The sequence below is a fragment of the Prevotella vespertina genome, from assembly GCF_009728485.1.
Classification (GTDB): domain Bacteria; phylum Bacteroidota; class Bacteroidia; order Bacteroidales; family Bacteroidaceae; genus Prevotella; species Prevotella vespertina.
This window is the reverse complement of sequence record NZ_VVIQ01000005.1, coordinates 166,009-186,789: the sequence shown is the minus strand read 5'-3', so window position 1 is coordinate 186,789 and position 20,781 is coordinate 166,009. Positions and strand designations below refer to the sequence as shown.

Annotated in this window: 22 protein-coding genes and 1 pseudogene; 10 read left to right on the top strand and 13 right to left on the bottom strand. The window is 37.7% G+C overall.

The genetic code is table 11. The features are described 5' to 3' along the window. Positions 1 to 110: 110 nt before the first annotated feature. A pseudogene (locus F0475_RS06575) lies at positions 111 to 296 on the bottom strand (transporter); the annotation flags it as partial. Between the two features lie 195 nt (positions 297 to 491). Then, on the bottom strand, positions 492 to 1,364 hold the full coding sequence (locus tag F0475_RS06570) for a hypothetical protein (protein WP_155715988.1): 873 nt from the start codon (positions 1,362 to 1,364) through the stop codon (positions 492 to 494). A 258-nt stretch (positions 1,365 to 1,622) separates the two neighbouring features. Between F0475_RS06570 and F0475_RS06565 the strand changes: the two genes are divergently transcribed. After that, a complete protein-coding gene (locus F0475_RS06565) occupies positions 1,623 to 2,171 on the top strand; it encodes a glutathione peroxidase (protein WP_004383670.1) in 549 nt (182 codons plus the stop codon). A gap of 87 nt (positions 2,172 to 2,258) precedes the next feature. On the opposite strand, the gene F0475_RS06560 is transcribed toward F0475_RS06565, so the two are convergent. From F0475_RS06560 to F0475_RS06550, 3 genes are read right to left on the bottom strand one after another with little or no spacing between them, the layout of a single operon-like run. After that, positions 2,259 to 2,969 carry a DUF2461 domain-containing protein gene (locus F0475_RS06560; RefSeq protein ID WP_009434121.1) on the bottom strand — a complete coding sequence of 237 codons (711 nt, stop codon included), beginning with the start codon at positions 2,967 to 2,969 and terminating at the stop codon, positions 2,259 to 2,261. A 38-nt stretch (positions 2,970 to 3,007) separates the two neighbouring features. Beyond that, complete coding sequence (gene nth / locus F0475_RS06555; RefSeq protein ID WP_155715987.1) at positions 3,008 to 3,655, bottom strand: endonuclease III; 648 nt, start codon at positions 3,653 to 3,655, stop codon at positions 3,008 to 3,010. Between the two features lie 57 nt (positions 3,656 to 3,712). After that, positions 3,713 to 4,333 (bottom strand): Type 1 glutamine amidotransferase-like domain-containing protein, encoded by a 621-nt coding sequence (locus F0475_RS06550; RefSeq protein WP_234422972.1) that lies wholly within the window; start codon positions 4,331 to 4,333, stop codon positions 3,713 to 3,715. A gap of 205 nt (positions 4,334 to 4,538) precedes the next feature. Between F0475_RS06550 and F0475_RS06545 the strand changes: the two genes are divergently transcribed. After that, the gene (locus F0475_RS06545; RefSeq protein WP_009434161.1) at positions 4,539 to 4,760 is read left to right on the top strand and encodes a hypothetical protein; all 222 of its coding nucleotides are present in this window, start codon (positions 4,539 to 4,541) and stop codon (positions 4,758 to 4,760) included. 143 nt (positions 4,761 to 4,903) lie between these two features. Here the strand turns inward: F0475_RS06545 and F0475_RS06540 are convergent, their stop codons facing one another. From F0475_RS06540 to map, 6 genes are all read right to left on the bottom strand, one after another. Further along, entirely contained in the window at positions 4,904 to 5,062 is a 159-nt protein-coding gene (locus F0475_RS06540) for a DUF4295 domain-containing protein (protein ID WP_004383675.1), read from the bottom strand. A 43-nt stretch (positions 5,063 to 5,105) separates the two neighbouring features. Beyond that, the gene (rpmG, locus tag F0475_RS06535; RefSeq protein WP_004383676.1) at positions 5,106 to 5,294 is read right to left on the bottom strand and encodes a 50S ribosomal protein L33; all 189 of its coding nucleotides are present in this window, start codon (positions 5,292 to 5,294) and stop codon (positions 5,106 to 5,108) included. Positions 5,295 to 5,299: 5 nt separating this feature from the next. Then, positions 5,300 to 5,563 carry a 50S ribosomal protein L28 gene (gene rpmB, locus F0475_RS06530; protein WP_009434212.1) on the bottom strand — a complete coding sequence of 88 codons (264 nt, stop codon included), beginning with the start codon at positions 5,561 to 5,563 and terminating at the stop codon, positions 5,300 to 5,302. A 125-nt stretch (positions 5,564 to 5,688) separates the two neighbouring features. Further along, positions 5,689 to 6,192: a CinA family protein gene (locus F0475_RS06525; protein WP_155715985.1), complete on the bottom strand. Its 504-nt coding sequence runs from the start codon at positions 6,190 to 6,192 to the stop codon at positions 5,689 to 5,691. Positions 6,193 to 6,224: 32 nt separating this feature from the next. Beyond that, the gene (tsaD, locus tag F0475_RS06520) at positions 6,225 to 7,250 is read right to left on the bottom strand and encodes a tRNA (adenosine(37)-N6)-threonylcarbamoyltransferase complex transferase subunit TsaD (protein WP_155715984.1); all 1,026 of its coding nucleotides are present in this window, start codon (positions 7,248 to 7,250) and stop codon (positions 6,225 to 6,227) included. A gap of 16 nt (positions 7,251 to 7,266) precedes the next feature. Further along, entirely contained in the window at positions 7,267 to 8,130 is an 864-nt protein-coding gene (gene map, locus F0475_RS06515; RefSeq protein ID WP_155715983.1) for a type I methionyl aminopeptidase, read from the bottom strand. 894 nt (positions 8,131 to 9,024) lie between these two features. Between map and ftsY the strand changes: the two genes are divergently transcribed. The 8 genes from ftsY (at position 9,025) to metH (ending at position 17,047) form a co-directional block, all read left to right on the top strand. After that, positions 9,025 to 9,975, top strand: coding sequence for a signal recognition particle-docking protein FtsY (gene ftsY, locus F0475_RS06510; RefSeq protein ID WP_155715982.1), 951 nt, complete (start codon positions 9,025 to 9,027; stop codon positions 9,973 to 9,975). 22 nt (positions 9,976 to 9,997) lie between these two features. Then, on the top strand, positions 9,998 to 11,299 hold the full coding sequence (rimO, locus tag F0475_RS06505; protein ID WP_155715981.1) for a 30S ribosomal protein S12 methylthiotransferase RimO: 1,302 nt from the start codon (positions 9,998 to 10,000) through the stop codon (positions 11,297 to 11,299). Positions 11,300 to 11,354: 55 nt separating this feature from the next. Then, positions 11,355 to 11,648 (top strand): HU family DNA-binding protein, encoded by a 294-nt coding sequence (locus F0475_RS06500; protein ID WP_004383583.1) that lies wholly within the window; start codon positions 11,355 to 11,357, stop codon positions 11,646 to 11,648. After that, positions 11,641 to 12,882: an HU family DNA-binding protein gene (locus F0475_RS06495; protein ID WP_155715980.1), complete on the top strand. Its 1,242-nt coding sequence runs from the start codon at positions 11,641 to 11,643 to the stop codon at positions 12,880 to 12,882. Before F0475_RS06500 ends, F0475_RS06495 begins: the two co-directional genes overlap by 8 nt. 106 nt (positions 12,883 to 12,988) lie before the next feature. Next, on the top strand, positions 12,989 to 13,153 hold the full coding sequence (gene rd / locus F0475_RS06490) for a rubredoxin (RefSeq protein ID WP_009434060.1): 165 nt from the start codon (positions 12,989 to 12,991) through the stop codon (positions 13,151 to 13,153). 154 nt (positions 13,154 to 13,307) lie between these two features. After that, a complete protein-coding gene (locus tag F0475_RS06485) occupies positions 13,308 to 13,814 on the top strand; it encodes a DMP19 family protein (protein WP_155715979.1) in 507 nt (168 codons plus the stop codon). Continuing rightward, positions 13,811 to 14,290 (top strand): SsrA-binding protein SmpB, encoded by a 480-nt coding sequence (smpB, locus tag F0475_RS06480; RefSeq protein ID WP_009434065.1) that lies wholly within the window; start codon positions 13,811 to 13,813, stop codon positions 14,288 to 14,290. Before F0475_RS06485 ends, smpB begins: the two co-directional genes overlap by 4 nt. 12 nt (positions 14,291 to 14,302) lie before the next feature. Further along, positions 14,303 to 17,047, top strand: a complete 2,745-nt coding sequence (gene metH / locus F0475_RS06475; protein WP_155715978.1) for a methionine synthase — start codon at positions 14,303 to 14,305, stop codon at positions 17,045 to 17,047. A 292-nt stretch (positions 17,048 to 17,339) separates the two neighbouring features. Here the strand turns inward: metH and F0475_RS06470 are convergent, their stop codons facing one another. Together F0475_RS06470 and mtgA are read right to left on the bottom strand one after the other, a co-directional pair. Beyond that, the gene (locus tag F0475_RS06470; protein ID WP_155715977.1) at positions 17,340 to 19,871 is read right to left on the bottom strand and encodes an ATP-dependent helicase; all 2,532 of its coding nucleotides are present in this window, start codon (positions 19,869 to 19,871) and stop codon (positions 17,340 to 17,342) included. Positions 19,872 to 19,941: 70 nt separating this feature from the next. Then, on the bottom strand, positions 19,942 to 20,631 hold the full coding sequence (mtgA, locus tag F0475_RS06465; protein ID WP_155715976.1) for a monofunctional biosynthetic peptidoglycan transglycosylase: 690 nt from the start codon (positions 20,629 to 20,631) through the stop codon (positions 19,942 to 19,944). Between the last annotated feature and the right edge of the window lie 150 nt (positions 20,632 to 20,781).

Below are 20,781 nucleotides of genomic sequence, written 5' to 3'. Positions count from 1 at the left end.
TATAACTGCAATGGTCAGAACTGGTTGTATGTATCAACCTGACAATATCTGTTTGGCAACACAAAGTGTAATTGTTAAATAAATAGTTAAAATAAGAAATATTGGAGGTTTTTGACATAGAAAGCATAAAGGACAAGGAACATAAATAAGGGAAGGATAGCATTGAAGACTGGAGCAAGGATGCTCGATGCGTTGTCCAATGCAGGGATAAACGCAAAGAGGAGATATAATACTGCACCAGTGGCTATCGATACAGGTAAGGTCCAATCCTTTAAAAATTGAATACTTTTCTTCATTTCACTTCCAATCATACGTATGATTCCATTCCAACAATGAAGTCAAACGGCTGCAAAGGTACAAAAAAATTGTCATAAAAGAAAGTGTATCAAACAATTATAACAATTTATTGAAGCAAAGAATCCCTCTAACTTCTCAGTTAGAGGGATTCTAATTAATATATATGAAGCTATAGAAAAGCGATTCTACTGCTATTATCTCTCGTGTAGACGACTAACTGCATCTGTCTTGAACTTAGCAAAATCGTTCTGAGTTGCCTTACCAAATGAGGTGTATTGACTTGCAACTCTTGTAGAGAGTGTGCTAGCCTTAGCAGAAGCAGGTCTCTGACGTGCAAGATCGAGTTTGAGAACGTCTGTGGTATTTGTACTATAACCTGTACCGAAGAAGGTGTCATAACCTTTACCCTGTTCGTAACCTAAGTGGAAGCCGTCATTTCCTTTATTCTTATCCAATACGAATATAGTACCTGTCTTGGTATATTTGATATAAATGCTACCATCATTGTTCACATACCATGAGAAGTTAAGCGTTTGTGTTTCACCCTTTGAGTTAGTATCAACTTCAACGCCATTACCACTTAAAGAACTTGTAGAAGAGTCATACTGGAAGAACTTCATGTTAGCTGTAAATTGATCGCGCACACGCTGGTGAGTTTTGTCATTAGTGTACTCATAAACAATGTCACCTTCCCATTCACCTGTTAGTGTTTGAGCCTCTGCAACTAGTTGATTATTGGAGGAATTGTACTGGTTATTGTAATTGTTATTCCAGTTATAATTGCCGTTATTATAGCTGTTCCAATAAGCATTACGGCTACTGCCTATAGCATCCATGAAAGCATAGAACTCATTGGTATAGGCTTCTGGATAATGAACATAGAACCAGTTATAAGCTGTGTAATAGTCGGAACCATTAGGATAGTCATAACGATAATTGCGTACTGCACTACTAACTAAATCGTTGTAATAGTAATAACCATTATCATCATAGTCATCACAACTTGTAAAAAGCATAGGACTTGCAACTACTGCAAGGGCTAAGAATAATTTCGCAATTCGTTTCATAAGCTTATCTTTTAATATTATAGTTTCTGTTACTTGTTTGATGCAAAAGTACAGCAATTAACTAATAATCTTAATGTAAATACACTATTTGGTAATAGGGAAATCCCTATCATCCTTTCTGGACATATATCGACACGTTTTAACGAATTAGGCATAAAAACTTTTAAACAATGCAGGGAGAAACAAATAAAATTAGTACATTTGCAACACATAATAATTTAGTTTCTTATTAAAAGCAGAAGATAAAACAAACAAGAAATGAGAACAGTTTATGAATTCTCTGTCAAGGACAGAAAAGGTAAGGAAGTATCATTGAAAGAGTATGCCAACGAGGTACTGCTAATTGTTAATACAGCTACCAAATGCGGCTTCACACCAACCTATGACCAACTGGAAGCACTTTATGAGAAATACCATGCAAAGGGCTTTGAGGTTCTTGACTTCCCATGTAACCAGTTCGGACAGCAAGCTCCTGGTACTGATGAAAGTATTCATGAGTTCTGCAAACTAAATTATGGGACGGAATTCCCTAGGTTCAAGAAGGTGAAAGTAAATGGTGATGACGCTGATCCACTTTTCAAATTCTTGAAGGAACAAAAGGGCTTCGCTGGTTGGGATGAATCACATGAACTCTACCCTATCCTTGACAAAATGCTTTCAGAAACTGATCCTGATTACAAGGAAAAAGCGGATATTAAATGGAATTTCACTAAGTTCCTTATTAATAAGAAAGGACAAGTCGTTGCACGCTTTGAACCAACAGAGAAGATTGAGAATATTGCTAAGCAGATAGAAGAACTATTGTAAGTCTGCTTAAACAGATAGAAAGAAAAAGAGATATAAGTAAGTAAATGCTTTCTTATATCTCTTTTTTATGATTATCGATAGATAATATTACTCGTAATCATCAACCACAGTATTGATAAAGTCCATCATTGGTTTACCTGTCTTGCAGATGTGTTCTAGCTCTTTATGCCAACTATCACCATTAAAGAAGTCATCAGGAACGGATACCCAACAACAATAATCTTTCATACGTAAATAGTGTAAATACTCATAATCTTTAGGGAAGCCCTTAGGAGCTGTCTTTAAAGCTGCTAGTCCAAAGCCTTTCTCACTTACTTTATCATCACTCCATTCTCCCTGGTTAGGACGTCCAAATAGACTAATAAATTCGTCATTCTCAACATCCTTTCGCCATTCATCTATATTTGCCATAATCTCATTACGACATGATGTTAGGATATTCGTTGGCAACCAATAACAACCTACTGCAATTAAACAGTTACCAGGTTGGAGATGGATATAATAACCACCACGCAATGCCTTTCTACCATGTCCACAGATGTAAGCCCCTAAGTGACGTTTGTATGGACTCTTATCGGGTGAGAAACGTATATCACGATAGAAACGATAAGTACAATCTTTCGCTGTAAGATGAGCAACTTCGTCATCAAAGGTGGATAGTTGGGCTATTATCTGCTCTACACCTTTTTCAAAATCATCCTTTACAGCATCATATTCTGCCTTATGTTCTTGGAACCATTCTCTATTGTTATTTGCAGCAATTCCCTTCAGGAAGTGCATGATCTTCTTTGTGTTCATAATCTTTTTGTTCTCCCCCTTAACTACTAATAAATGATTTACAACTTGCTATCTTTCATCAACTTTGGACATATCTCGTCAAAAGGACAATGTTCACAATCTGCCTTAGCACTCTTACAAACATAACGCCCATGAAGTAATATCCAATGATGTGCATCAGAAACCTCTTCCGTAGGGATGTTCTTCATCAGATAATCCTCAACCTTACGTGGAGTATTTGCTGTTGATGGTACTAAGCCCAACCGATGACTAACACGATAAACATGCGTATCTACAGCTAAGGTGGGCTTTCCAAACCAAACAGCTTGTATGACATTAGCGGTTTTGCGTCCAACACCTGGTAACTGTGTAAGCTCGTCTGGAGTAGAAGGAACTTCCCCGTTAAACTTCTCAACCAACATCCTTGACATATCTACCAAATGCGTTGCCTTTGAATTAGGATAAGAAACACTCTTAACATATTCAAAGACATCCTCAACACTTGCCTTAGCCATCGTCTTAGCATCTGGATAATGTCGGAATAATTCTGGTGTAATCGCATTAATCCTTTTATCTGTACATTGAGCAGAAAGCAATGTAGCACAAAGCAACTGAAACGCAGAGCCAAAGTTAAGTTCAGTTGTCACATGACCAGTATGCTTTCGAAAGTAACTTAGTACATAATCATATCTTTCTTTTCTTGTCATTCTATTATAATATGGTTTATAGAATTTTGTAGCGTAGACCATAAGTCTTTACCGATTCTACTTATTCTCTTTTATACTTACTTTATCGTCTATTATCGTAATCGCTTGCTTATTAGTTATAATCTTCAAGGATAGATGTTTGTTCTTTTGAATAACTTTCTTTGTAGCTTCCACGAAAGGAAAACTGTTGTAATGGACGATAGGATAAAAGTCTATGACCCCGAGCCCACTAAAGTCTGTAAAACCAGGTGTTTGTTCAAGATGATTATCCATATCTTTGGCGTATTCTATATTAGAAGCAAGTATCATTGTTCCTGCTGATTCACCTATATATAGTTTACCATTCTCTATTTGATCAATTAGTAACTTGTCTGTGCCAGTTCTTCTTAATTCTTGCATGAGAAAGAATGTATTACCACCCGAAACATATATATAATCACAATCATTTAAGATTCCTTCTATCTCTGTCGTGCTATATTGTGTAATCTCTAAGTCCTTAATGATAAGTCCAAGAGAAACGAGAGCAGCTTTGGCATCATCTACATATTGTGTGTAATCATCATAAATACTAGCGGTAGGAATAAATGCAATAGTCTTACCCTCCAATGGAGTGGGAACAAACTCCAATAGGATTGAAGCAACATCTGCAAACGATGAGCATAAAAAGATTCTCTTCATTGTCATATTATGTTTTAGTACATCCCAATGTCAATACAGCTGGCAGCATAAAGTAACTGAGACTTTATACGATCTCTTATCTTAAAGCCAATCGTATCTCTATCCTTTTGGTTTAATGCTGCAAAGTTACTGAAAAGCTATAGATTATTTGGTGCTTTCCGAAACTTAATGTACTTTTGCATTAGAAAATTAAAACAAATCAATTATGACAACTCCAATGATAGGACTGGTTGCACTACTTGCTATTGCATTGATAGCTTGGGCAATCGCAGAACTTAAAAACAGAAGTATTACATTCACTCACTCTGAAGCTGAAGCTGAAGGGGAAGAAGAGATGAGAGAGGCTTACGAAGCTAATGGTAATAAAGAACTGAACCTTAAAGATCTGCTTGCTCGCAATAGTACGAAAGGTTACAAGTCAATTTAAAACGACAACCAATTATAAGAAGTGAGGACTACATTTATTTATGTAGTCCTCACTTTTTCATTCATTATTGAAGTAAATAAGGTTAAACAAAAAAAGGTTGTAGAATAAATCTACAACCTTCTTTATTTATATCTTTATAAGAATTAATTCTTAAAGAATTCTTTGACGTCCTCATTAGGAACCATCTGCTCATCAAAAATATAAGCACCCGTCTTTGGGCTCTTAACCATCTTGATTACCTTTGAATATGCGCGACCATCCGAAGAACCTTCATGGAGGGTAGCGACCGCTTTCTTTGCCATAGTCTATTCGTTTTAACTATTAACTTTACTATTCAGTGCGTGCTTACTTAATCTCCTTGTGAAGAGTCATCTTCTTCAAAACAGGATTATACTTCATAAGCTCAAGACGCTCTGGAGTATTCTTACGATTCTTTGTAGTCACGTAACGGCTTGTACCAGCCATACCGCTATTCTTCATCTCGGTACATTCCAAGATAACTTGGACTCTGTTTCCTTTAGCTTTCTTTGCCATGATATTTAGTCTCCTATTACCTTAATGTCCTTCCAGTCAACATAACCCTTTGATACAGCCTGCTTAAGAGCAGCATCAAGACCTACCTTGTTAATAAGACGAAGACCAGCAGCACTAATCTTCAGCTCAATCCAGCAACTCTCTTCTACATAGTAGAACTTCTTGCTGAAGAGGTTTACATCAAAGCTTCTCTTTGTACGGTGCTTTGAGTGAGACACATTACAACCTAGCTGTGCCTTCTTTCCTGTGATTTGACAAATCTTAGACATTTCTATCTTTGTTTTGTGATTCGTTAATTGATACCTATTCCAAACAGGATGCAAAATTACAAAAAGATTTCAAATGAGCAAAACTTTAGCAAAGTTAATTACTGTTTTTAAGCTTTTTTGCAGTATTATTCGGACTTTATGTCCATATCATTCAGGAAATCAAGCATTAAGCGGATAGCTTTATTGGTTGCTATGGCAAGATTAATATCACGTCCAAAGTCTTCTGTGAGCTTAAAAGTTCTTACCTCATCTTTATTTCCATAAGCAAGCCAGATTGTACCAACTGGCGCTTCAGCTGTACCACCACTAGGACCAGCATATCCCGTAGAGGCAATTGCAAAGTCTACACCAATAGTATCAATCGTTCCTAACACCATTTCACGAGCGACTTCTTCTGATACTGCTGTATATTGCTCTAATGTTTCGTGAGAGACATGCAATAATCTCTCTTTAACATCGTCAGTATAGGCGACAACGCCACCTTTATAATAATCAGAAGAACCAGGGATTGCCATGATTGCTTCGCTAATACGACCACCAGTGCAGCTCTCTGCTGTACCAATAGTTAAACCAGATGCATAAAGGATATCGCCGATTTGGCGAGAAATGATCTTACTTTCAAAATCCATAATCTTATTGTATAGGGTATTCTATTTTGTTATTACTTAAAGGTTACTTTACTGAATGCTGGTACATCAATCTGAGTAAAGTCTTTATCTCTATATTTAAATGTGCCAACACTTGCTATCATTGCGGCATTATCTGTTGTATAGCTGAACTTCGGAATATAGATTGTCCACCCATAACGCTCCGCATGATCACGGAAAGCATTACGCAAACCATTATTAGCCGACACACCACCTGCGACAGCAACATGCTTAATTCCCGTTTGTTTAACAGCCAAACGAAGTTTCTTCATTAGGATGTCTACAATGGCATGTTCGAGACTTGCAGCAATATCTTCTTTATGATTCTCTATAAAATTAGGTTCTTCTTCAACCCACTTCCTCATATTATATAAGAAAGAAGTCTTCAAACCTGAGAAAGAGTAATCAAAGCCTGGCACATTTGGTTCTGCAAACTTATATGCTAAGGGGTTACCTTGACGAGCGAGCTTATCTATTATAGGACCACCAGGGTATCCTAATCCCATAACCTTAGAGCACTTATCAATCGCTTCGCCAGCAGCATCGTCAATAGTCTGCCCCAAAACCTCCATATCGTTGTAAGCATTCACCTTAACAATCTGTGAGTTTCCACCAGAAACCAATAAGCAGATAAAGGGGAAAGGAGGCATATGGTTGTCATCTTCACTTTCTTTTATGAAGTGCGCCATAACATGTCCTTGTAAATGATTGACATCTATCAAAGGAATGTTCAAGGAACGTGCAAATCCTTTTGCAAAGCTAACACCAACTAAGAGGCTTCCCATAAGACCCGGACCACGTGTAAAAGCAACAGCAGATAGCTGTTCTTTCGTTATTCCAGCGCGAGCCAAAGCTTGATCAACTACAGGAACAACATTTTGTTGATGTGCTCTTGAGGCTAATTCTGGTACAACGCCGCCATAAGCCTTATGAACTTCTTGCGAAGCGGTCACATTACTGAGAATGATTCCATTCTTCAATACAGCAGCACTCGTATCGTCACAACTACTTTCAATGCCTAATATATAAATATCTTCCATTGTTTCGCAAACTTCTTTAATGAGTTAATATCTCCAGTCCATGCTCGGTCATAACGAATGTATGCTCCCATTGAGCTGAAGGTTTCTCATCACCTGTGATTACTTCCCAACCATATGGATCATCAGCATCAATAAATACCTTCCATGTACCCATATTAATCATTGGTTCGATGGTAAATACCATACCAGGAACTAGCAACATTCCTGTTCCTTTATGCCCATAATGAACAACATCTGGTTGCTCGTGGAACTCAATTCCAACGCCATGACCACACAAATCACGCACAACGCCATAACCATTCTTCTCTGCGTGCTTTTGAATTGCATGACCAATATCACCAACAAAAGAATAAGGTTTTGCGGCTTCTGCACCAATTTCAAGGCATTCTTTAGCTACTCGAACCAAGCGTTCCTTCTCTGGAGTTGTCTTACCGCCTACAATAAACATACGACTTGCATCGGCAAAATAACCATCTACAATCGTTGTCATATCAACATTGATGATATCGCCCTCTTGAAGAACATCCTCCTTCTTTGGAATACCATGGCAAACAACCTCATTTATACTAGTACAAACGCTCTTAGGATAACCTTCATAATTCAAACAAGCAGGAATGGCGTTATGATCTTTGCAATATTGCATACAAATATCATCTATTTCCTGCGTATTCATTCCTACATGAATGGCCTCTGCAACGGCATCTAAACAACCCGTATTCACTACTCCACTCTTGCGGATACCTTCTATCTGCTCAGGCGTCTTTATCATATCGCGAGTAGGAACCAACTTGCCTTGTTTCTCAAACGCCATTATCTTTAAATCCATTTCGGTTGGCTCTTGCCCTGGAAGGCAATGCCACCTCTTCTTCTTTAATTGCATATCCGTCTAATTAATTTGGTGCAAAAGTACTATAATTCAAAGATAAAACAAAATAAATCAGTTCCTTTTTAGATGATAGGAATCGATTAAACCATGAGAATGTATAGACGATTGTTCTATTAACTTACTAACCACAGGCGATTTCTTCCTTTCCGAATGAGCTTACAAAGGCTTATTGCTTACGCTCTTATAATATATAAGGTGTATAAAAAAACTATTGTTTTACCACGATTCTTATAGCCAATTAGTAAAATTTATTCGACTTACAAGTCCATAAGTGCTAAGAAAATAGCATATCAATGGCTACTATCAATTTGTATCAAACAATCATATAAGTTTACAAAATACTGTTTATTGACGCAACGAATCTAGAAAAACAAAACAAATAAAATCAGAAAAATTCAGCTCGGATATTAGATTTAAAAAAAACGAAGGTATCTTTTTGACAAAACGATAGTACTTTTTGGGTAAAACGATAGTACTTTTTCTTCGAAACGATAGTTATTTTTCATCGAAATCATCGCTATTTTTGAGTAAAATGATGGTAAAATTTACTTAAAACAATAGTATTTTCTGATAAAAAAGAACTATCAAAGCCATAACTCCCTGATTATCTTTTACTTATAATGGCATAGAAAAACAATCCTATAATTTGCATATTTGAGAGGAAATCAAGCCACGTTTCCAAATAACGCAAATAGAGATAACTAAAATGATAATATATTATTACAGAACAACTCATTACGTTTGAGCTAGAAACTACTAACCATTTCGGCAAACACAACACTACAATACACGATTTAATCGAGATTACTCACTCTGTTAGTAATCCATTTAATTTGTTTGTTCTCCTTTTTTTTATTATCTTTGCAACATCAAATTAGCTAATTGAGTATGGGATTATTTGGATTATTTAGCAAGAAGAAGAAAGAAACACTAGATAAAGGACTTGAGAAGACAAAGCAAAATGTTTTCTCGAAGCTAGCGCGTGCCGTTGCAGGAAAGTCGAAAGTGGATGATGAAGTACTAGATAATCTGGAGGAAATTCTAGTTTCTTCAGATGTTGGTGTGGACACAACGATTAAAATCATCCATCGAATCGAAGATCGTGTAGCAAGAGATAAATACGTTTCTACTAGCGAATTGAATGAAATTCTGAAAGGAGAGATTACGGAATTACTGACAGAAAATAATTCTGGAGATTCGGTAGAATGGACTTTACCCGAGGATACACATCCATATGTTATTCTTGTTGTTGGAGTAAATGGTGTCGGAAAAACGACAACCATAGGTAAACTTGCTTATCAATTTAAACAAGCTGGCAAGAAAGTTTATCTCGGTGCGGCTGATACATTCCGTGCGGCGGCTGTAGAACAGATTCAAATATGGGGCGACCGCGTTGGAGTTCCTGTTATTAAACAGCAGATGGGAGCCGATCCTGCAAGTGTTGCCTTTGATACTTTGCAGAGCGCCAAGGCAAATGGTGCCGACGTTGTGATTATAGATACAGCTGGGCGATTGCATAATAAAGTAGGCTTGATGAACGAGCTAAAGAAGATTAAGGACGTAATGAAGAAGGTTGTCCCTGAAGCACCTCATGAAGTTTTGCTAGTTCTTGATGGAAGTACGGGGCAAAATGCCTTTGAGCAGGCTCGTCAATTCGCTGCTGTTACACAGATAACATCCCTCGCAATTACCAAATTGGACGGAACGGCTAAGGGAGGCGTTGTGATAGGTATTAGTGATCAGTTAAAGGTTCCTGTAAAATATATCGGTTTGGGCGAAGGAATGGAAGATTTGCAACTCTTTGATAAGACCCAATTTGTTGATAGTCTATTCAAATAGTAATAGGCTTTGCTATATGCGAATGAAGAAAAATCAAATAGATATTGTGACCATGGGCTGCTCAAAGAATCTTGTTGATTCTGAGATTATCATGAAGCAGTTTGAAGAAAATGGTTATCATTGTACACACGATGCAGAACGTCCGCAGGGTGAAATTGCGGTCATTAATACTTGTGGATTTATCGAATCTGCAAAAGAAGAGAGTATAAATACCATACTAGAATTTATTAATCGCAAGAAGAATGGTCAGCTCAATCGCCTTTACGTTATGGGATGCCTCTCACAACGTTACAAAGATGAATTGGAAGCAGAATTGCCTGAAGTAGATAAATTCTATGGTAAGTTTAATTATAAGCAGTTATTGACGGATTTAGGAAAGGCAAGTATCCCCTCTTGTGATGGTACTCGCCACCTAACAACTCCACGCCATTATGCTTATGTGAAGATAGCGGAGGGCTGTGATCGTCATTGTGCTTATTGCGCAATACCTTTAATAACGGGCAAACATCATTCTCGTCCTATAGATGAAATATTGAATGAGGTGAAGGAACTTGTTAAACAAGGGGTAAAAGAGTTCCAGATTATAGAGCAGGAACTTACTTATTATGGGGTGGATCTTGATGGAAAGCACCATATTACAGAGCTTATATCACGGATGGCAGATATAGAAGGTGTGCAATGGATCCGACTTCATTACGCTTATCCTAATCAGTTCCCACTTGATTTATTGGATGTCATTGCAAAGAAAGATAATGTTTGTAAGTATCTTGATATTGCATTCCAGCATATCTCAGACAATATGCTTACTCGCATGCACCGTCATGTAACCAAGCAAGAAACCATAAATCTTATCCAAGAGATTCGACGCCGAGTACCTGGTATTCACTTACGTACAACATTACTTGTTGGTTTCCCAGGTGAGACAGAAGAAGATTTCAAGGAATTAAAAGAGTTTGTTACTGAAGCTCGCTTTGAACGCATGGGAGCATTTGCTTATTCTGAGGAAGAAGGAACTTATAGTGCCACACATTATAAGGATGATGTTCCTGAAGATGTGAAACAACAACGATTGGATGAACTGATGGCGATTCAACAAGGAATATCGGAAGAGCTAGAAGCGGAGAAGGTTGGCAAAGTCTTTAAAGTGATAGTTGATCGTAAAGAAGGCGAATATTATATAGGACGAACGGAATATTGTTCTCCAGAAGTGGATCCAGAGGTGTTGATTCCAGCATCTAAAAAGCAGTTGAATATTGGGGAATTCTATAATGTTCGTGTTACAAATTCTGATGAATTTGATTTATTTGGTGAAGTTGTTGAATAAAGATTTATAATCCAATTTTAAGTTTTCTTCTTTGGATTCTAAAAAGATATATTGAATGAATAATAAAGAGTTCATAGCAGAACTAGCATCAAGGACAGGGCATACACAAGACGAGAGTCAGAAAATGGTAAAAGCTGTTATTGATCAGATGGCAAAATCATTTGAAACAGGCGATGCAGTACCTGTTTCTGGCTTTGGAACGTTTGAAGTAAAGAAACGTTTAGAGCGTGTAATGGTAAATCCTTCAACAGGCTTACGAATGTTAGTACCCCCTAAATTGGTGCTAAACTTCAAGCCTGCAGCAACAATTAAAGGTCAAGTAAGAAAGGGAGGAACCGAGAATGGCTAGAACTGTAATACAAATTATTGCTAGTGCATTGGCTAAGCAATATAATCTCTCTGCTGCTGATAGCTCTGCATTCATTGATAGTTTCTTTGCAATTATCAGTGAAGAACTCAAAAAGGGTAATCAAGTTAAGATTAAAGGTCTAGGAACCTTCAAGGTCCAACGTGTTAAACCACGTGAGAGCGTCAATGTGAATACAGGAGAACGTGTCTTGATTGAAGGACATGATAAGATTTCTTTCACTCCCGATGCCGCAATGAAAGAATTGGTAAATAAGCCTTTCTCACAATTTGAAACTGTTGTTATTAATGATGGCGTAGATACAAAAGAACTGGAAAAGATTCCAACTGAGTCTAATGATAGGGAAATTGTGGAAGATTCTGTTAAATCAGAAACAATAGAAGAACCAGAAAAGACAATATCTTCTCCAGAAGAGTCTGCCCCAAAGGATGAAACAATAACAAAGAACGAAGAACAACTCAAAGAGATTCCTAATGTTATTGAAGAGGAGCTATATCCAAAGGATGAAAAGAAAGAAGAAGTTGGAGGGTCATCAGATACGGAAAAAATAGATTCTAAAGAGGAAGCTATAGTAGAAGAACCAACTAATAATCCAGACTCAAAGGTTGAAAGATTAGAGAATGATGAGCCCCGTCAAGAAGCAACTTCAGTTGAACATCTAAAGACAGAAGTCAAAAAGATTAAAGAGGCTCCGAAAGAAGAACCACAAGACTCGGATTCGGATATAGAAAGTTATGTCGATAACAAAGAGAATGGCATCTTGAAATTGGTAGCCGTTATCGCTGTTATTGTTATTATTTGCTTAGGAGTTTTCCTATGGATAAAGTCAGGTGGTATTAATTTATCGAAACCTGCTAAAGAAGTTGCCACAAAGCAAGTGGAATCTCCAAAGAAAAAGGTCGACAATGGTGTCAAAGTCATTCAGGAAGATAATAAGAAAGATACCACTATAATAAAGAAAATAGAAAAAAGAGACGATTCGTATGCCGAAATGAATAATGATGCCCGCATTCGTTATGGTGCTTATAATATTATTGGTGTAGATCGTGTGATTGTATTACGGAAAGGACAAACGATGGCAAGTATTAGTCGTAAGACTTTAGGTGCGGATATGATTGGCTATTTCCAAGTGCTTAATGGTTGCAATTCTATGGAAGCAGGTGATACTTTGAAAGTACCTAAGGTAGAATTAAGACCAGAATATAGGAAGAAATAACGCACAGATATACAATTTTAACTATATAATCTTGTAATTATTGCAAAAAACTTATATCTTTGTGCTCGATAATTTATAAATAAAGATTTTTAATATTATAAGCATTATGAAAAAGTATGAATGTGAGACCTGCGGTTATATCTATGACCCTGAGGTTGGTGATCCAGATAGCGGTATAGCACCAGGAACAGCTTTTGAGGATATTCCTGATGATTGGGTATGTCCACTTTGTGGCGTAGGTAAAGATGATTTTTCTCCAGTAGAGGAATAATTATATACACAAGTATAAAATCATAAAGTCTGCTCATGATAATTGGGCAGACTTTTCTTTTTTAAATATCCCAGTGGAATATAAATTCTACGATAGAAGGTAATCAAGAAAAATATATTATCTTTGCATACAATAATATTAGAAATGCTTTGATATGATAGATGTAAGAGTAAAAGATAACGATATTCGTAAAGCTGTAGAAGAAGGTATGGATAGTTTTATCCAGATATTTATTGATGCCATTAATACAGCTATTGGCGGACAATTGACACAAGATAATATGGCTCAATTGAATGCTGACCAAATTACGTTGTTAGGTTGGAGTTATCTTCATCGAGAAGTAATGGAAGGTGGATATATTCAATTAATATATAATGGTTATGGTGCCTTCATCTTTAAGAATCCATTTTCCGTTGCTATGCGTAATTGGGGAATTAGGGAGCTTTATACACATATTAAGCATGCAAAGAAGTTCTATGATAAATATCACGAAGAGATAGAGAAAGTTGTCTCTGATGATGATTTTATGGCTTTGTATGAGCAGATGCCAGAGTTCGATGAGTTTGATGATGAATTTATTGTCAATGAGGAGCACTGGTGTGAGATGATAGCGGCTTATATTGATGACCATATAGATAATTTTGTAAAGGTAGAGCAATGAACAAAGAGCAACAAGATAGAAGAAAGAAATCACCAGTTCAGATAAGAAACAAGAAAGCTTCATTTGAATATTTCTTTGTAGACACATTCACTGCAGGTATTGTTCTGACAGGAACGGAGATAAAATCTATTCGTGCAGGGAAAGCATCGTTAGTAGATTCCTTTTGTTATATAAATAAAGGTGAGATGTGGGTTCAGGGAATGAATATATCTCCTTATTTCTATGGATCTTATGCTAACCATGAAGCTAAACGTCCTCGCAAACTATTACTAACACGTAAAGAAATACGTAATCTTGAGGCTGAGTCAAAGACACCAGGTTTCACGATTATCCCAACACTGATATTCATTGATGAAAATGGACGTGCAAAGGTTGATATTGCCTTGGCAAAGGGAAAGAAAGAATACGATAAGCGACAGACATTGAAAGAAAAGGAAGACCGACGAGAGATGGATCGGGCAAAGAAACATTATTAGTAAAAACAATTCATGACGATAAGGGATAGCATAAAGGAAAGAATATTGATATTAGATGGTGCTATGGGTACCATGATTCAAGGATACAAACTAACGGAGATGGATTTCCGTGGTAACCTTGAACTTCTACAAATGCTCAATTATCAGGGTAACAATGATATGTTGAACCTTACACGCCCTGATATTATAGAGGATATTCATCGCCGTTATTTAAAGGCTGGAGCAGATATCATTTCAACTAACACTTTTTCTGCTCAACGCATATCACAAGCTGATTATCACATGGAGGATTTCTCTTATGATATTGCCTTGCAAGGAGCTAAACTTGCACGTAAATGCGCTGATGAATATTCGACAACCAATAAGCCTCGCTTTGTCGCTGGAAGTATAGGTCCAACGAATAAAACTTGTTCAATGTCGCCAGATGTTAGTGATCCCGCTAAGCGTGACCTTACATACGATACTCTCTTCCATGCCTACAGCGAACAAGTTGAGGCAATGATAAAAGGTGGTATTGATGCTATTCTGATAGAAACTATCTTTGACACCTTAAATGCTAAGGTTGCCATTGATGCTTCGTTATCAGAGATGAGAAAGGTTGGCATTGATTTACCTATTATGCTTTCAGTTACAATTACAGACTTATCTGGTCGAACATTAAGTGGGCAAACACTTGAGGCTTTCCTTGCTTCTATCTCATCTTATCCTATCTTCTCTGTTGGTTTAAATTGTTCGTTTGGAGCAGAACAAATGCGCCCTTATATAAAGGAATTAGCATCTAAGGCACCTTATTATATAAGTATTTATCCCAATGCTGGTTTACCGAATTCAATGGGAGAATATGATGAGACTACTGAGATCATGGTTCCACAGATGCGAACTTATGTTGACGAAGGACTCGTTAATATCATTGGAGGGTGTTGTGGAACTACAGATGAATTCATTGCTGGCTACACACAGATTGTTAAAGACAAGTTGCCCCATGTTCCTACTCCTGTCTCCAAAGAGATGATTCTATCAGGATTGGAGCAGTTCCGACTTACTCCAGAGATAACCTTTGTCAATGTCGGCGAAAGATGTAATGTTGCTGGTAGTCGTAAGTTCTTGCGACTTATCAAAGAACGTAATTATGAGGAAGCTCTAACAATAGCTCGCAAGCAGGTTGATGATGGTGCATTAGTGCTCGATATTAATATGGATGATGGTTTGTTGGAAGCGAAAGACGAGATGGTTCATTTCGTCAACATGATTTCATCAGAACCAGAGATTGCTCGTGTCCCATTAATGATCGACTCCTCTGATTGGGATGTTGTTGTTGCTGCATTAAAATGTGTACAAGGTAAATCTATCGTAAATTCTATCTCTCTGAAAGAAGGTGAAGAAACCTTTATACGTCATGCGAAGGATGTTTTGCGTTATGGAGCTGCCGTTGTTGTAATGTGCTTCGATGAAGAAGGACAGGCAACTAGCTTTGAACGTCGCATAGAGATTGCGAGTAGAGCTTATAAAATTCTTACAGAGCAAGTAGGAATACAGGCAAAGGATATCATCTTTGATCCAAATATCCTCGCTATCTGTACTGGAATGAAAGAGCATAATAATTATGCTGTTGAATTTATTCGTGCAACAGAATGGATAAAGAAGAACTTACCAGGTGCTCACATCAGCGGAGGAGTAAGCAACCTATCATTTAGTTTCCGTGGTAATAATTATATCCGCGAGGCTATGCACGCCGTCTTCTTATATCATGCCATTCAAGTTGGTATGGACTTTGGAATTGTAAACCCTGCGACAAAGATTACCTATGCAGACATTCCACAAGATGAGCTAAAGATTATCGAAGATGTTGTACTTGATAGAGAAGAAGGGGCAGACGAGAAACTAATAGAACTTGCTAACAGGATTCTAGCTCAAAAGGATATTCTTAAACAAAATGGCAAGGAATCTAACCAACAAGAGGAATGGCGTAATAGTTCTTTAGAAGACAGATTAGTATATGCACTTCGCAAGGGTATTTCAAATTATCTGAATGATGATATCCACGAAGCATTAGAGAAGTATCCTAATGCTGTCAGCATTATTGAAGGTCCATTAATGCGTGGCATGAATGAGGTGGGAGATTTATTTGGTGCAGGTAAAATGTTCCTACCTCAAGTAGTTAAGACTGCTCGAACAATGAAGGACGCAGTAGCTATTCTTCAACCTTATATAGAGAAGGAGAAGGTCGGTGGGAAAGCTACAGCTGGTAAGGTTCTTTTAGCAACAGTTAAGGGTGATGTTCACGATATTGGCAAAAACATAGTTGGAGTTGTTATGGCTTGTAACAATTATGAAGTGATTGACATGGGCGTAATGGTTCCAGCTGACAAGATTATAAAGAAAGCAAAAGAAGAATGTGTTGATTTGATAGGGCTTTCTGGACTAATAACTCCAAGTTTGCATGAGATGGTCAATGATGTCATCGCTTTTAAAGAAGCAGGTCTACATATCCCCGTCATGGTGGGTGGGGCTACTACTTCAAAGTTACATGTTGCATTAAAGATAGCACCTTTATACGATGCTCCTGTAGTTTGGGTAAAGGATGCTTCTGTGAATCCTTCAATAGCAGCGTCTTTGCTCAATGAGGCAGAACGCCCAGCATTTTGCGAGGAATTAAATAAGAGCTATGAAAAATTGCGTGCTAATTATAAAGAACAACAACAGAAGATTCTTTCTTTAGAAAAAGCTAGAGAGAACAAGTTAAACCTCTTTGATTAAAGGGATAAAGTGAAGAGAGCATATTGTTCTAATTCCACTATCCCTGGTGAACTAGATAGTAGGTTACTTGCAAAGATTAAACACTATTGACAAAGGGTGTTAAACACTTACGATGAAGAGTGTTTAACACCCTTACTTATTAGTGTTAAACACTCTTGATCCTCGTTATTCCTCAAACAAAATTGAGTTCTATTATGAAATACCCTCAGTCCTATACTTAGGGTACCTTAGTCTTATACTTAGGGTACCTCAGTCCTATACCGAGGTGTTTGACCCCAATAAGTTATCACGATTAGATAACCTTAAACTTGGCAAATTTAAGAAGTAGTTGCTTTCTACCAGCATTACGAAAGTCAACTGTGGCTTTGGCATTCTCGCCTGTCCCTTCAAGACTAACTATCTCCCCTACTCCGAAACGCTGATGCTCTATTGTTGCTCCAACGCTTAGGGATGTAGCATTGCTATTTCCGGTAGAAGGCATTGTACGACCACCATTCGTCATAGCTGAAGATAACCTTTTAAAATTTCCGCCCTCAGCAAGTAACCTCTGCTTAGTACGTGCAGACAATGGATCAACAGTTACTTCAGGACGTTTACGTTCTGTTATCTTCGGTTTAGGATCTGCTCTAAACTGACTGGCGACTGGGTTAGAGTTTTGATATCGAGAACCTAACTGATGATACTCTTGTCCCCAAGGTCGACTACCCGTATAGGCTTTATTAGGCTCATATTCACGGAAGTTATCAGTAGAGCGAGTTCTCCAATTACTACTAAAGCCCTCATTAGTATCCTCATCCCAAGGTAATCTGCGACGATTCTCTCCCAATAACCCTGAAGCACTATCCTCCACATGAAGTAACGAAGCATCAATGTCTCTCAAGAAGCGACTAGGAGAATCAATTTGCATCGTTCCAAAGCGAAATCTATTCTTTGCATTTGTCAAAATACAATGACGCTCTGCACGTGTAATTGCAACATAAAGAAGGCGACGTTCTTCCTCAAGTCCTCGTTTTGAATCAGATGACATTGGACTCGGAAATATGTTTTCTTCCAATCCAACAACAAAGACCGTTGGAAACTCCAATCCCTTTGCCGCATGGATTGTCATTAAAGTTACTTTCGGCGCATTATCATCCTCTTTGTCTGCATCAGTATAGAGTGCCACCTCCTGTAAGTAATCCGTCAAATAAACATTCTCTTCTCTCCCCTCTTCACGATTAGTATCAACAAAACCTTGCAAAGCAGACATGAACTCTGCTAAGTTCTCTCTACGTGCCAAGTCTTCTGGCTCACTCCCTAACATCAAGTCAGCCTTTATACCACTTTCTTCTATAATCTTACAACCGAGGGTATAAGCATCTGTTTGTGCAACATCCTTAATAAATTCGCTGATTAATGCTCTAAAGGTAAAGAGTTTGGTCATCGTACCTTTATTCACATTCAGCCCATGAGTAACGGAATCCATAATGGTTTCCCATAATGAGACTCCATTCATTTGTGCACAATCAATAATCTTCTTTACTGTCGCATCTCCAATACCACGTGTTGGATAATTAATGATACGCCTAAAGGCTTCTTCGTCATTAGGATTAGTCACTAATCGGAAATAAGCAATGATGTCTTTAATCTCTTTGCGTTGATAGAAAGAGAGTCCACCTATAATCTTATAAGGAATGCCTTGATTACGAAACTCATCCTCAAAGGCGCGGCTCTGTGCATTTGTACGATAAAGGATGGCAAAGTTGCTGTAATCACAATCATCCATGTGCTTAATACGCTTCAGTTCTTTTGCAACTACCATTGCCTCTTCACGATCACTATAACAAGGTTTGTACAATACCTTATCCCCTTCATCTTCTTTTGAATAGACATTCTTGGGGATTTGGCGTTCATTGTGCTTCATCAGCGAATTAGCAGCTTGTACGATAAGTTGAGTTGAACGATAATTACGCTCTAACTTAAAGAGCTTAGCCTCATCAAACTTATTCTTAAAGTCAAGGATATTATCAATATTTGCACCACGGAAGGAATAAATACTCTGATAATCATCTCCAACCACACAGACACGTCTATGTATCTCTGCCAACTGACTAATAATACTTACCTGGGCATAGTTTGTGTCTTGGTACTCATCAACTAAAATGTATTCAAACTGCTTTCCATACTTATTCCTAACTTCTTGATGATCTCGGAAGAGGATATAAGTATAAAGTAGGATATCATCAAAGTCCATTGCATTAGCCTGTCTACACCTCGCTTCATACGCCTTGTAAATCATACTAATAGCAGGCATCTTTGCACTTCTATCTCGTTCTATCGCTGCACGGTCTTCTGCATATTCAGAGGCAGTTATCAGACGATTCTTTGCATTGGATATCACATTATGTACCGTCGCTGGCTTATAAATCTTATCATTGAGATCCAAGGCTTTGATAATATTCTTTAGCAATGAACGAGAGTCTGCTTCATCATAAATGGTAAAGTTACCATTGAAACCAATCACCTCCCCTTCTCTTCGAAGGATTCGAGCAAAGATAGAGTGGAACGTACCCATATATAGCTGTCGAGCATCCCTTAAAGATGTGACTTGTGCTATACGTTCTTTCATTTCTCTTGCTGCCTTATTGGTAAAAGTTAGCGCAAGAATATTCCAAGGCTTCAACCCTTTACTCAGTAGGTAAGCAATCTTATAAGTTAGAACTCTTGTCTTCCCCGACCCAGCACCTGCGATGACTAAAGAAGGTCCAGTGCAATATTCTACGGCTTCACGCTGACTAGTATTTAATGTAGCAAGGATTTGTTCCTCTCTCTCTTGATCTGTCATTTATAACTATATGATGTGATATAAAGTAACTCTAAGTGAATAAACAATTACAACCTTCACCCTTAAAAGCCTAATGTTCTTCAGGGAAAGCAGGAATGAAAGTCATTTGATGCTCTATCTGCTTAACTCGCTTCAACATATAAGGTCCAGGATTCTTTGAAGAGAACCGACGAGGATTAGGCAACGTTGCTGCTATCAACGCACAATCACGACGGTTTAATTGCATTGCCTCCATACCGAAGTTCTGTTCTGCGCAAGCCTGTACTCCATATATACCATCACCCATCTCAATAGAATTTAAGTAAACTTCCATAATACGTTGTTTACCCCAAAGTGTCTCTATCAAGAAAGTGAAATAAACTTCAAGTCCCTTTCTTAACCACGAACGTCCTTGCCATAAGAACACATTCTTAGCTGTTTGTTGTGAGATCGTTGAGCCACCCCGTAACTTCTTTCCCTTTTTAAGGTGCTCTTCTGCCGCCTGCTCAATAGCCTGATAATCGAAACCATGGTGTGTCAAGAAACGCTGATCTTCGCTAGCCATCACTGCAACAGGCATTGACTTTGGCATTTCGTCTAAAGATATCCAATGGTGATAGAGTTTTATAGTTTCTCCCTTGCCTATTTGTTCAAAGCAACGTCCTATCATTAGGGGTGTGAAATAAACGGGAATGAATCGATAAGCAACAACCATCAATATGGAGGATATGAAAGCCAATGCAAATACCCAACGTATTATCTTAAAAATCTTCTTAACCATAAACTTGCGTTTTAATGTCTGCAAAGTTACTAAATCTTCTTTGATTGAGAGAATGAAAGAAGAAAAGAAGATTCTTCCCCTTGAGTGCTTTATACTTTTTGCAGAAGGGTTACTAGTATTTATCAAAAAGCTTAAGAGTTTTCTTCAAAA